Annotated in this window: 11 protein-coding genes; 8 read left to right on the top strand and 3 right to left on the bottom strand. The window is 51.5% G+C overall.

Annotated features, from left to right (window positions below; genetic code table 11):
• Positions 1–216: 216 nt before the first annotated feature.
• Positions 217–516: an MTH1187 family thiamine-binding protein gene (locus PHQ97_11240; GenBank protein MDD4393307.1), complete on the top strand. Its 300-nt coding sequence runs from the start codon at positions 217–219 to the stop codon at positions 514–516.
• Between the two features lie 9 nt (positions 517–525).
• Here the strand turns inward: PHQ97_11240 and PHQ97_11235 are convergent, their stop codons facing one another.
• A complete protein-coding gene (locus PHQ97_11235) occupies positions 526–1317 on the bottom strand; it encodes an RNA methyltransferase (protein MDD4393306.1) in 792 nt (263 codons plus the stop codon).
• Positions 1314–1733: a nucleoside-diphosphate kinase gene (gene ndk / locus PHQ97_11230; GenBank protein MDD4393305.1), complete on the bottom strand. Its 420-nt coding sequence runs from the start codon at positions 1731–1733 to the stop codon at positions 1314–1316. The genes PHQ97_11235 and ndk overlap by 4 nt, the downstream gene beginning before the upstream one ends.
• A gap of 224 nt (positions 1734–1957) precedes the next feature.
• Between ndk and PHQ97_11225 the strand changes: the two genes are divergently transcribed.
• The 4 genes from PHQ97_11225 to PHQ97_11210 all read left to right on the top strand — a co-directional run bounded on the left by PHQ97_11225 (position 1958) and on the right by PHQ97_11210 (position 4672).
• Positions 1958–2452 carry a zinc ribbon domain-containing protein gene (locus tag PHQ97_11225; GenBank protein MDD4393304.1) on the top strand — a complete coding sequence of 165 codons (495 nt, stop codon included), beginning with the start codon at positions 1958–1960 and terminating at the stop codon, positions 2450–2452.
• A gap of 49 nt (positions 2453–2501) precedes the next feature.
• Positions 2502–3026 (top strand): O-acetyl-ADP-ribose deacetylase, encoded by a 525-nt coding sequence (locus PHQ97_11220; GenBank protein MDD4393303.1) that lies wholly within the window; start codon positions 2502–2504, stop codon positions 3024–3026.
• A 280-nt stretch (positions 3027–3306) separates the two neighbouring features.
• Positions 3307–3495, top strand: a complete 189-nt coding sequence (locus PHQ97_11215; GenBank protein MDD4393302.1) for a hypothetical protein — start codon at positions 3307–3309, stop codon at positions 3493–3495.
• A 280-nt stretch (positions 3496–3775) separates the two neighbouring features.
• A complete protein-coding gene (locus PHQ97_11210; GenBank protein ID MDD4393301.1) occupies positions 3776–4672 on the top strand; it encodes a TIGR01777 family oxidoreductase in 897 nt (298 codons plus the stop codon).
• Positions 4673–4725: 53 nt separating this feature from the next.
• Here the strand turns inward: PHQ97_11210 and PHQ97_11205 are convergent, their stop codons facing one another.
• Positions 4726–5355, bottom strand: a complete 630-nt coding sequence (locus tag PHQ97_11205) for an FmdE family protein (protein MDD4393300.1) — start codon at positions 5353–5355, stop codon at positions 4726–4728.
• Between the two features lie 220 nt (positions 5356–5575).
• Here PHQ97_11205 and PHQ97_11200 point away from each other — a divergent pair, with 220 nt between their 5' ends.
• From PHQ97_11200 to PHQ97_11190, 3 genes are all read left to right on the top strand, one after another.
• Positions 5576–7669, top strand: coding sequence for a thioredoxin domain-containing protein (locus tag PHQ97_11200; GenBank protein MDD4393299.1), 2094 nt, complete (start codon positions 5576–5578; stop codon positions 7667–7669).
• Positions 7666–7839, top strand: a complete 174-nt coding sequence (locus PHQ97_11195) for a hypothetical protein (GenBank protein MDD4393298.1) — start codon at positions 7666–7668, stop codon at positions 7837–7839. Before PHQ97_11200 ends, PHQ97_11195 begins: the two co-directional genes overlap by 4 nt.
• Before the next feature lie 455 nt (positions 7840–8294).
• Positions 8295–12671: an acyl-CoA dehydratase activase gene (locus tag PHQ97_11190; GenBank protein MDD4393297.1), complete on the top strand. Its 4377-nt coding sequence runs from the start codon at positions 8295–8297 to the stop codon at positions 12669–12671.
• Positions 12672–12715 lie beyond the last annotated feature (44 nt).

The following is a 12715-nucleotide window of genomic DNA, read 5'->3' as shown; positions in this document are numbered from 1 at the left end:
GCTGTTTGTTGTTAAATCCGGTGGCCAGACAGAGCAGATACCGTTTGAGCTGTCTGAATTTGACCGCTGTCTTGTCGAAGCCGGCGGCTGGGTGGAATTTGCGGACTCAAAATACTGAAGAAAAAAAAGATCGCTTCGCTTTAGGATCGGCCTGACGGCCTTGAGGGGCACCCCTTCGGGGCTTGAGGGAATAAACAGGCAACGGAGAAAAAACAGATGAGCGTAGTTGTTGATTTAGCCATGTTTCCGGTGGACAAGGGGGAACATCTGAGCCCTTATGTCTCGAAAGCCGTCAGAATTATCAGACAAAGCGGTCTGCCGTATACATTCGGCCCGATGGGAACCAGCATCGAAGGGGAGTGGGACGAGGTGATGAACGTGGTCAGCCTGTGTTTTCAGGCAATGCGTGACGACTGCCACCGCATCTACATGACCATCAAAGCGGACTATCAGAAAGACGCTGAGAATCGGCTGTCGGGAAAAATCAAATCTGTGGAAGAAAAACTTCGGCCCTGATTCGGATGCTCATGCCAGACGTTCATCTTCAGGTTGAGGTTCGGGGGATTGTCCGGCTTTAAACCCGTCCTGATAGCATTTTTCTCCATACCAGTTGATCTGACGGCAAAGGCCGCGGATGATTTTGACATCTCGGGCCCGCAGACAAATCCGGTTGAGCGACTGGCGTATTTTCGTCATCCAGTAATCCGGATTGTCCGCATTGATATAGCTGATGTTGACCAGCACTTGTTTGAGCTGATCATACATGCCGTCCAGTTCATAATGGTTGGCCATCCGGGGAACAAACGCCGATTCGGTTTCACTGCCGGCCACAAACAGCTCATAGCACATGACCATGACCGCCTGCGCCAGGTTCAGCGAGGAAAATTGCGCCGTCGGGATATTGACCAGCACATGGCAGTTTCGGGCTTCCTCGTTGTTCAACCCCCTGTTTTCAGGCCCGAACACCAGCGCGACCTGATTTTCCTTTGAAATCGAAATCAGCTTTTGAGCGAGGTTTGACGGCGTATAGACCACCTTGCGTTCGCCGCCCAGCCGGGCGGTGGTACCCACAACATACTGAAAATCGAACAGCGTCTGTTTCAATTCATCGGCAATCTGCATCCGCTCGATAATGTCCGATGCCTCATGGGTTGCCATTTTAAACATCCGGTCCCGGTCACAGTTTTCCGGACAGACCACAATCAGCCGGCGGAGCCCCATGTTGCACATGGCGCGGGCAGCAGCCCCGATATTTTCAGGAAACCGGGGCTGCTGAAGAACAACGGCAATATGATCAAGATTGATTTTTTCGATCATCTGCCAACAATTTCAAAGCTGTTAAAAAAATAAGCGATTTCAACGGCGGCAGTTTCCGGTGCGTCCGAACCGTGAACCACGTTTTTTTCGATATCAGTTGCAAAATCCCTCCGGATGGTTCCCTCTTCGGCTTCCTTGAAATTGGTCGCACCCATCAGTTTCCGGTAACGCGCAATCACATCGTCCCCTTCCAGAATCATCACCACGGCCGGCCCGGATGACATGAACGCTGTCAGACTCCCGAAAAACGGCCTTTCCTTATGCACCGCATAAAAGCCTTCCGCCTGTGCCTTTGTCATATGAACCATCTTCATGGCAACGATCTTGATCGCTTTGTTTTCCAGACGCTTGACAACTTCTCCGATAACCCCTCTGCTCACGCCGTCCGGTTTTATGATAGATAACGTTCTTTCCATGATGTTTTTATCCTTTCTTTTCTGAATGATGTTGACTGCCAGTGGCTTACCAGAAGGGGGCCCTGAAGTCAACGATCTGTTTTTCTGAATATATTCGAATAAAACTAAAAAAACGAATGGATATCTCAAGCAAGCCTATGAAAAAGTAAATACCGTTGACAAAGGCAGCATCAAATTTTATTATTTTTTCAAATAACCCCAATCCATCACAAGACGAGGTAGTTATGCCGATATACGAATTTTACTGCTCCGAGTGCAACACCCTGTTCAACTTTTTCTCCAAAACCGTCAACACCACCAGACTGCCTGACTGCCCAAAATGCGGGAAACCCAGCCTGTCCCGGCAGGTATCCGTATTTGCCTTTACCGGAAAGGCTGCCGAAGCCGGCGATATGAACGATCTTCCCATCGATGAAAGCAAGATTGAAAAAGCCATGCAGATGCTCGCCGGTAAAGCGGACAGGATCAACGAGGATGATCCCCGTCAGGCCGCATCCATGATGAAAAAACTTTCGGACATGACAGGGCTGAAGCTGGGGCCGGGCATGGAAGAAGCCTTGCATCGAATGGAAAAGGGCGAAGATCCGGATAAAATCGAGGCTGAAATGGGCCGTCTGCTGGAAGAAGAAGATCCGTTCACCCTGGCCGGGAAGGCCTCAAACCGACTCAAAGCCCGGGCCAGGCAGCCATTCAGGGACGAAACCCTTTACGAACTTTAAATTCAAAGACCGCATCAATATGCATCCAACACAACAACAAGGGGGTAACATGGAAAATCACATACTGGACCGAATTGAAATTCAACAGGGCGATATCACCGAACTGGAGGTTGATGCGATTGTGAATGCAGCCAATAAAACCCTCCTGGGCGGCGGCGGTGTCGATGGTGCAATTCACCGGGCAGCAGGCCCGGAACTGGTCAAATATTGCCGGACCCTCGGGGGATGTAATACCGGAGAAGCCAAAATCACATACGGCTACGATCTTCTCGCAGAATATGTCATCCATACGGTCGGTCCGGTGTACAGCGCAAAACCCTCTGACCCTGTCCTGCTGGCGAACTGCTACCGAAACAGCCTCCAACTTGCCGTTGACCATGATGCCAAAACCATCGCCTTTCCCGCCATCAGCTGCGGCATCTATGGCTATCCCATACAGGATGCCTGCAAAATCGCCATCGATACGACCATCGAATTCCTCCGTGAAAACAATGCGCTTGAAAAGGTGGTCTTCATTTTATTTTCTGCCGGCGATTATGCCATTTATACGGATTACATTCAACAATTGACATGAAACGCCACAGATTCGCCAGCAGGACGAAGACTGTTGACTCACGACTGAAGACTCATGCCAGAAGAAAAAAACACGTATTGAATTGACAAATATATTTTGATTGTTATATTTGAAATGTCAATTCGTATTAGTGGCTATTATATTATATTTTCTGGAGGTTTCCATGCTTGAAGTAACAACAGCAGCAACAACAAAAATTGCTGATTATTTTAAAGGGAAAGAAGCATCTCCCATTCGTATTTTCCTGAATCAGGGCGGCTGAGCGGGTCCATCACTGGCAATGGCTCTGGATGAGCCTAAAGACACGGATAATGTCTATGAGATTGACGGGTTTAAATATATCGTCGATATCGACTTTATGGATAAAGCCAAGCCGATCAAGGTGGATTTTGCGGCGAACGGCTTCAAACTCGACTGTGCGATTCAATTCAATTCGGGTTGTTCAAGTTGCGGATCATCGTGTTCATGATCTCCGGTTTACGGTGAACTTTCAGGGCGGCACCGCTCACGCGGTGCCGCCCTTTTTTTATTCTTTCGAATCATCCGTCAATATGAACGCCACGACCCCCTTGATAACCGATAAAAAATTCTTGAAAACTGGCTTTCCATACCCTACACTTAGCTTATCATTAATATTACCCGGCTTTTTAAACCCGTTCCGGTCTGTTTTTTTGTTATGATAACCAGCGTATCGCATCAATCACCATATCGACAACGATATCAGACGGTTCAAAAAATGGGGGTGACATATGAATATTGTTATCACCGGCGGATTGGGATTTGTGGGTTCCTACCTGTCCACTTTTTTTCTCGAAAAAGGAGCTCATGTTACAGCCATAGGTCTTCGCCCGACTCAGAACCTGATCTACCACGGCAGATTCCGATATATCTCCGCGGATACCACACAACCGGGCGCATGGCAGAACGAACTAAGCGCCTGCGATGCCGTCATCAATCTTGCCGGAAAATCCATCTTCAAGCGCTGGAGTCCGACGTATAAAAAGCAGATTCGTGACAGCCGAATCCTGACCACAAAACAGGTGGTTGAGGCCCTGCCCGAAAATGCGGAGACGGTACTGTGCAGCGGATCTGCTGTCGGGTATTACGGCGGCAGAGGAGAGGATGTGCTCACGGAAACGCAGCTGTCCGGAGATGATTTTCTCGCCGGGGTATGCCGCGACTGGGAAGCCGAAGCCGTTAAGGCAACGCAAAAGGGCATCCGGGTTGTCACGGCCCGATTGGGCATTGTGATGGGCCAAAATGGCGGAGCCCTTCAAAAAATGCTGCCCGCCTTTCGCTCGTTTGTGGGGGGGCCGATCGGCAGTGGCATGCAGTGGTTTTCCTGGATTCATCTGGAGGATCTGGCATCTGCTTTTCTTTATGCTATTGAAACGCCCCGGATCAACGGCCCCTTGAATTTCTGCAGTCCTTATCCGGTCAGAAACCGGGAGCTTGCCGCCACACTGGGAGATATCCTCAACCGCCCCGCCTTCGTGCCGGTCCCGGCATTTATGATCCGTCTGGTCATGGGGGAATTCGGCAACTCGCTGCTGTACAGCATACGGACCGTTCCCGATCGACTGACCCGTCACGGGTTTGAATTTCATTATCCGGGCATCCGGAACGCCCTTGTCAATCTTCTTTAAAACCGATTTGGATCATCGAAAAAGGGCTGGCGGCCGATCCCTCCGCCCCGGTTTTAATCCATGTGCCGTTGCTCCGAGCATGGAATACAGACACGCGATCCGTCTTTCAAATCGATCATTCGGGTCATCATCGTCATTTCCCCGCACCGGGAGCAGGCGCAGGAGGGGGCCATGCGCGCATATGGCGGCGGAGCATATGCGGCCTGCCTGACCGAAAACACCTCTTCAAAAGGCCTGGTCAACAGATCCCGGGCCTTCAGCTTTTTCAACCGTGACAGCTGCCGGCGGTCCGCCGTCTGGTCCGACATGGCTCGATCCAGACGATCAAATTCCTCTTTATCCGGACCCGAATACCGATACCCGGTATTCCGGAAAAACCGGTACGCCTTTTTGCCGGATCGATGAAAAATTGTATAGGCGTTTTTACCATAATCTTTTATAATGAGATTACCCTTGCCGGCCGTTGTTCCCAGAAGCACCTGAAACGCATCTACCGCGCAGGAATCATTCTCACAGACGGCAACGATTTCTTCGTCAGTTGACCGGCACACGCCGAGCAGCCGCATCGCCTCTGCAGCCACCCGGTAACCATACACAAGACCGGGGCATACATGGCCGTGAAACGCGATGCAGCGCACAAGGGCTTTCGGCAGTCTGAATTCATCATTATTTTTCTGGTTCATACATCATTCCTTTACGTCCGGGCGGGGTTTATCGAAAATCCACCCGGGGTTTGCGCAGGCATCCAACACCAGCGCCGGTCTGCGTTGCGTTTTCGAAAAAATGCACCGGGACGTTTAACACCGGAAGCAGCTGAAGGAAACGGATAGCATCCGTTCAACACCCCAGAGGGGTGTCTAACGTTCCGCCTTTGTATTGTCAAATACTATTCCGGAGACAACCATGGCCCCCAACCGGCTGATACACGAAAAAAGCCCGTATCTTCTTCAGCACGCCCAAAACCCGGTCGACTGGTATCCCTGGTCCGACGAGGCCTTCCGCAGAGCGCGGGATGAAAACAAGCCCGTATTTTTATCCATCGGGTATTCGACCTGCCACTGGTGCCATGTCATGGAAAAAGAGTCCTTCGAAAACCCGGCGGCGGCCAGACATCTCAACGATACTTTCGTATGCATCAAAGTGGACCGCGAAGAACGGCCGGATATCGATTCGGTCTACATGCAGGCCTGCCAGATGCTGACGGGAAGGGGCGGATGGCCCCTGACCATTTTTATGGCCCCGGACAAACAACCTTTTTTTGCCGCCACGTATATTCCGGTAACCCGCAGGATGGGACAACCCGGATTGATCGAACTGTGTCAGCACGTCAAACGGATATGGGCAACTCAACGGGAAACCATCATTGAATCTGCCCGAAACCTTTCGGACTCGTTAACCAGGGCCTTTGACTTTTCCTCTCCGGCACAAATCCATCCTTTCATATTTGACCAGGCATATCGTGATCTTGAGCTGCGGTTTGACTCCCTTCATGGCGGATTCAATCCGGCCCCCAAATTTCCTCCCGGGCATCCGCTGCAGTTTCTCCTCAGATATTACCACTATTCGGCAAATCCGGCCGCCCTGGAAATGGTTGAAAAAACCCTGACCGCCATGCGGCTTGGCGGCATATGGGATCATGTCGGCTTCGGCTTTCACCGGTATTCGACTGACCGACAGTGGATTCTTCCGCATTTTGAAAAAATGCTCTATGACCAGGCGTTGATGGCCATGGTCTATCTGGAAACATTTCAACTGACCCGGGATGAGTTCTACGCCCGTTGTGCACAGGATATATTTACCTACGTTCTGAGAGATATGGTGTCGGATAACGGGGGATTTTTCACGGGAGAAGATGCCGACAGCGAAGGGGAGGAAGGCAGATTCTATGTATGGCGCATGGATCAGATTCGACGGACAATCGGTGAACTCACCCCTTTGCCATGGGAGCGCATGTTCAACCTTGACCCGGACGGTAACTATGTCGAAGAAACGACCGGCCATAAAACCGGGTCGAATATTCTTTACCAGGATCGGCGCCTGGCCCAATGGGCCAGGGAGCTTGACACGGAAGAGGCTCAGCTTTGTCATCAATGGACACAGATCCGTGAAAAGCTGTTTGCCGCCAGAAACCGGAGACCCCGGCCCCTGAAAGACGATAAAATCCTGACCAGCTGGAACGGTCTGATGATTTCTGCCCTGGCGCTCGGGGCTCGGGTTCTCAACATTCCAAAATATGCCTGCGCCTCTCAGCAGGCCGCCCATTTTATCCTTACCCGGCTGAAGGACGAAACCGGACGCCTGCTGCACCGGTTTTGCGACAACGACACCGGCATCTGCGCCAATGCCAATGATTACGCTTTTTTCATCTCAGGCCTGATACAGCTGTATCAGGCATCGTTTGATCCCTTCTATCTCAAGCAGGCCGTCCAACTCCAGCACCAGATGTCAACCGACTTTCAGGATCCTGAAAACGGCGGATTTTTTCTGACATCCGCCCAGACTCAGGATCTGCCGGTTCGTCCCAAAGAACTTTATGACGGTTCGCTTCCCTCGGCAAATTCGGTATCGTTATCGAACCTGCTCCTGCTGGCACGACTGACCGGCGAGCCCGATTGGGAGAAAAAGGCGCATGCGCTGATGCATGCATTCAGCGGCACCATCCAGGCCCATCCGTCCCAATACACCCACTTTATGACAGGACTCGACCTTGCCTTGAATCCGGGAATGGAGATCGTCATAGCGGGGGAACCTGATTCGGTAGCCACCCAACAGATGCTGACTGCCCTCAACAGTCATTTTATCCCCCGAAAAGTGGTACTGCTCAAGTCAAAACGCCACGGAAAACAGCTGGCTCAAATCGCCCCGTATACGGCCAGCCTCTTTGCACAAGGCGAAAACACCACCGCCTTTGTCTGCCGACAGTTTTCCTGCCATCAACCAACTACCGATGCCGCCGAATTGTCAAGCCTGCTGCAGGAAAAGGAGCCGCCGGCATGAGCCTTCGACCAGAAATCCGGGCCGTATTGTTTAATTTTGGCGGCGTCCTGGCTGAAGAAGGCTTTAAGGCCGGTCTGTCCGCTATCGCTGAAATCCACCAGTTAAATCCCTCGGCGCTGATTCGCGCCGGTTTTGACATCGCCTACGAGACGGGCTTTGTAACCGACTGAACGCCCTGCGGGCGGACTAAAGAGCGCTATCGCTTGAGGAGCACTTCGTTTAAGGCAAAAGATAAGAAGCGAGAAGCTCACGCCTCTCAAGCGCAGCACCACTGCGCATACAGCTTACTGGTGAGCTGCCCGAAGCTAAAGCATTGGGTTTTACGGCCTGAAGGCCTATCGGATAATTTTAAGGTAATTTTGGTCATGTTAATACGTTTGCGTTCCTTACTGGGAAAATGCATGGAATACCGATAAATATGTCCCAACCCATTTCGAAAATACTGAAAACTCAGTAGTAATTGTTTGACAAATTCGTATACATCTATTTTAATTACTTATGCAGCGCATAAACGAATGTTTCCAGTTTTATTCAATTTCCTATATGGGTCGAATTTTATAATCCTTTAAATACAGGTTTATACAACTCTGGCAACCTTAACATATAGATACCCGGACGTAACATAATGAAAATACTTGGTTTGTGTATCGGAGCCTCCACGATTTCTGCTGTCCAGCTGGAACGCAATCCCGAGGATCAGAAAAACAGGGTATCCTGCCGTAAGGCGCGGGACACCATCCGTTATTCAATCCATCCCCATGAAGGCGGCCCCAGACAGACCCTGCTGTCGGCACTGGAAGCGTTAGATCTGAAATCATTTGACCGGATTGCCGCCACCGGGCGAAAGTTCAAATCCTGTATCAACTTATCGAGCATTTCCGAACCTGAAGCCGTAGAGTATGCCTACCGGTATGCCAAACCCTCTGGCATCAGCTGCCCTGCGGTTGTCGCGGCCGGGGGCGAAACCTTCATGGTGTATGTTCTGAACCGGTCCGGACAGATATCCAATGTCCTCACGGGCAACAAATGCGCTTCAGGTACCGGGGAATTTTTTCTCCAGCAAATCAGACGTCTGAATGTCTCACTTGAAGAAGCCGCCCGATGGTCTGCCGAACAATCCCCGTATCCGCTATCCAGCCGTTGTTCGGTATTCTGCAAATCCGACTGCACGCACGCCACGAACAAGGGCATTGCCAAAGCCAGGGTCACCGCCGGACTGTGCAAAATGATGGCCGGTAAAATCCTGGAGCTTCTGAAAAAAGTTCCCCGGCGGAATATCATGATTTGCGGGGGAACCTCACAAAACCGCATGATGATCGACTACCTGCGCAAGGAAATACCGGGACTGATTGTTCCCGAAGAAGCCCCGTACTTTGAGGCATTAGGAGCCGCTCTCTGGGCACTGGAACATGAAACCACCCCGTTTCCGGGAACGGCCCGTTTGTTTCATACGCAAAGCGCTTCTTTTGAATGCCTGCCGCCTCTTTCCAATTTCCATCAACAGGTGGAATTCAGGGACCTTCCCATGGGCAGAATTCACTCCGGAGACATCTGCCTGCTGGGACTTGACGTGGGCTCCACCACCACCAAAGCGGTGCTGATCCGTAAAAGCGACCAGGCCATCCTGGCTTCCGTATACCTGCGAACCAATGGGGATCCCGTCGAAGCCTCACGTCAATGCTACAGCGCGGTTCTTCGCCAGATTTCATCACACGTCGCGCCCCGGGAAATTGTTATCGAAGGTCTCGGCATCTGCGGCTCCGGACGCCAGATCTCCGGGCTTCACGCACTGACCGATGCCGTGATCAATGAAATCATCGCCCATGCGACGGCGGCCGTGTATTTTGACCCGGAGGTGGACACCATTTTTGAAATCGGCGGTCAGGATGCAAAATACACCTACATCATCAACCGTGTCCCGGCCGATTATGCCATGAACGAAGCCTGCTCCGCGGGGACCGGATCTTTTCTGGAAGAATCGGCATATGAAACACTGGGCGTGAAGATGGAAGATATTGCCGATATCGCGATTGCCGGCACCCACCCCCCCAACTTCAATGACCAGTGTGCGGCCTTTATTGCTTCCGACATCAAAAACGCCATTCACGAAGGTGTCCGCCATGAGGATATCATCGCCGGTCTGGTCTATTCCATCTGCATGAATTATTCCAACCGGGTCAAAGGCAACCGGCCGGTAGGCGAAAAAGTATTCATGCAGGGAGGGGTATGCTATAACCGTGCCGTTCCCCTGGCCATGGCTTCGTTGATCGGAAAACGGATTATCGTGCCACCGCATCCGGGACTGATGGGCGCATTCGGTGTCGCCCTGGAAGTAAAATCCCGCATCGAAGCCGGTTTGATGCAACAAAAACGATTTGATCTGGAAGTACTGGCACGCCGTCAGGTCGGCTATGGGAAATCCTTTGTCTGCAGAGGAGGCAGCGAAAAATGTGACCGGCACTGCGAAATTGCCCTCATCGAAATTGAAGGCAAGGCCTACCCGTTTGGCGGCGCCTGCAACCGCTACTACAATCTGAGGCATCAGATCAATTATGATGTAAACGCGCTCAACCAGGTTCGTTTTCGCCAGCATCTGGTGTATGAAACATACGGATCAACCGGTCCCAATAAAAAAAGCCCTCCCGGCTATCGGGGAAGAGTCGGTTTCAATAAAAGCTTCATGGTCCACACCTATTATCCCCTGTATTCAACTTTTTTTTCTGAACTGGGCTATGAGCCCGTTCTTCCCGAAGCCGCATCCGCAGAGGGGATAGAACAGAGACAAGCCGCTTTCTGCTATCCGGCGGAGCTTTCACACGGTTTTTTTTACAATCTGATCCATATGCCCCATCCGCCGGATGCGATTTTCCTGCCTCATTTCAAATCCATTCCAACACTGGACAGCAAACTCAATTCCTGCGTCTGCCCGATAGTACAGGGAGAGGCATATTTTCTTCAAACAGCATTCCGGAAAAAACTGAACGACCTCAAACAAAAGAAAGTTCAACTCCTGTTTCCCGTCATCGATCTGAAATCCGGCCTGCACGCAGCCCGAAAGCCGCTTGTCAACATGGCGCTTCGCATGGGAATTCCCCGGCCTGAGGCCAACCGGGCCTTTACGACAGCTGCTGAACGCCAAGATCAATGCCTCGAAAAAATGCAACAGGCGGGCCGCCGGATCCTCGATGAACTGGAAGCCCATCCTGAACAGATCGCCATCGTGATTCTGGCCCGGCCGTATAACGGATTTACAGATGATGCCAATATGGGAATCCCTCATAAACTGGCATCCAGAGGCATCCGGGTCCTTCCGATGGATTTTCTGCCGCTGGAAGCAAAAGAAGCAAAACGGCATATGTACTGGGGAATGGGGCAACGGTTGCTCAACGCGGCGGGTTTTATCAAAAGACACCCGCAGCTGTTCGCGACTTATATCACCAATTTTTCGTGCGGACCGGATTCATTTATCATTGGGTATGTCAGAGAACTGATGGGACGCAAACCCTGTCTGACCCTCGAACTGGACAATCACACGGCAGATGCCGGCCTGGAAACACGGATTGAAGCATTTCTGGACATCGTCAATGCGTTTGGTCATCTCCGGAGCGATCAACAGCAGCCTCGCAGGCCTTCATCATTTACCCCCGCACAAATGGTTCTTCACAACGGTACCGCCATGGTGAAGACCTCTTCCGGCAGCCGCCTCTCGCTGACAGATCCCCAGGTAACGATTATGCTGCCGTCGATGGGAAAAATCGCCACCGAATCGCTGGCAGCCGTTTTCCGGGGCAAAGGATTGCGCACATTTGTTCATCCACCCGCCACCGAACCCATTCTTAAACTCGGACGGGCTCATACCTCCTGCAAAGAGTGCCTGCCGCTGATCCTGACCACCGGCATGCTGTTGAATTATATTTACAACCATAAACAAAGCGATGAAGTTGTGGTGTATTTCATGCCGACAGGATCAGGTCCCTGCCGGTTCGGTCAGTATTACATCTTTATGGAAGATTTAATCCGGCGGCTCAATATCCCGGATGTGGCCCTGCTGGCCCTGTCGTCGGACAATGCCTATGCCGGTTTTAATAATGCGTTTCAGATCAGAGGATGGTGGGCGGTGATCGTATCGGATGTGATGGAGGATATCCGTTCCATGCTGCTGGCCAATGCTGCCGATCCTGACGCGGCCATGAAGCTGTTCAATGCCGCATGGGCATTGATCCTGACGCAGCTGGAAAACGGAAAATACCGGCAGCTTGAAGACAGTCTCCGGCAGGCTGTAGCATGCTTTCGTCATATTCCCATGAAAATTCCGCCCGAAAACGTACCGGTCATCTCCATTTCAGGTGAGATTTTTGTCCGGAGAGATTCGCTTTCCCGTCAGTATCTGACCGAGAAAATGGCTCAAAAAGGCTTTGCCACCACATGCTCTCCCATCGCCGAATGGCTTCACTACTCGGACTATCTGGTTACCGGCGGGCTTACGGATGATTATGTTTCAGTTCCCGACACCTTGTCGGTTCATTTAAGGCAGTATGTTAAAAAACGGTATGAAAAAAAGATCAAATCCATTTTATCCGATTCCGGACTGGTCCATGCCCATCCCATTGATCTGCCCTCCATCATGCGCCATGCCGAACCCTATCTGTCTCGTCAACTGGCCGGGGAAGCCATTCTAACGGTGGGAAGCGCGCTGAGCGAAATCGTTTCACAGGTCTGTGGTGTGATTGCCATCGGGCCATTCGGCTGCATGCCGAACCGGTTAGCCGAATCGATCCTTACCGAAAACATGAGCGGAGAGATAAAACTGGCATCAGACCCGGACAACCGTGACCTTCAATCCACGATCGGTGATCTGGACAAGCTGCCGTTTCTGGCCATCGAAAGCGATGGATCGCCTTTTCCCCAACTCATCACGGCCAAACTGGAAACCTTCTGTCTGAGAGCACGACGGCTGAATGAAAAAATACTGGGCACTCGCCCGTCAATCAGGTCCAAATGAAAAAAGCTCCGGATACCGCAAAATGACCGATCCGGAGCAATTCT

The sequence above is a fragment of the Desulfobacterales bacterium genome (assembly GCA_028704555.1).
GTDB lineage: Bacteria > Desulfobacterota > Desulfobacteria > Desulfobacterales > JAQWFD01 > JAQWFD01.
The sequence above is the reverse complement of the archived record's forward strand: the minus strand, read 5'-3'. Positions and strand labels throughout refer to the sequence as shown.

Coding starts and splice junctions, on each gene's coding strand:
- PHQ97_11240 (MDD4393307.1), top strand. CDS start 217: ATGAGCGTAGTTGTTGATTTAGCCATGTTTCCGGTGGACAAGGGGGAA.
- PHQ97_11235 (MDD4393306.1), bottom strand. CDS start 1,317: ATGATCGAAAAAATCAATCTTGATCATATTGCCGTTGTTCTTCAGCAG.
- ndk (MDD4393305.1), bottom strand. CDS start 1,733: ATGGAAAGAACGTTATCTATCATAAAACCGGACGGCGTGAGCAGAGGG.
- PHQ97_11225 (MDD4393304.1), top strand. CDS start 1,958: ATGCCGATATACGAATTTTACTGCTCCGAGTGCAACACCCTGTTCAAC.
- PHQ97_11220 (MDD4393303.1), top strand. CDS start 2,502: ATGGAAAATCACATACTGGACCGAATTGAAATTCAACAGGGCGATATC.
- PHQ97_11215 (MDD4393302.1), top strand. CDS start 3,307: ATGGCTCTGGATGAGCCTAAAGACACGGATAATGTCTATGAGATTGAC.
- PHQ97_11210 (MDD4393301.1), top strand. CDS start 3,776: ATGAATATTGTTATCACCGGCGGATTGGGATTTGTGGGTTCCTACCTG.
- PHQ97_11205 (MDD4393300.1), bottom strand. CDS start 5,355: ATGAACCAGAAAAATAATGATGAATTCAGACTGCCGAAAGCCCTTGTG.
- PHQ97_11200 (MDD4393299.1), top strand. CDS start 5,576: ATGGCCCCCAACCGGCTGATACACGAAAAAAGCCCGTATCTTCTTCAG.
- PHQ97_11195 (MDD4393298.1), top strand. CDS start 7,666: ATGAGCCTTCGACCAGAAATCCGGGCCGTATTGTTTAATTTTGGCGGC.
- PHQ97_11190 (MDD4393297.1), top strand. CDS start 8,295: ATGAAAATACTTGGTTTGTGTATCGGAGCCTCCACGATTTCTGCTGTC.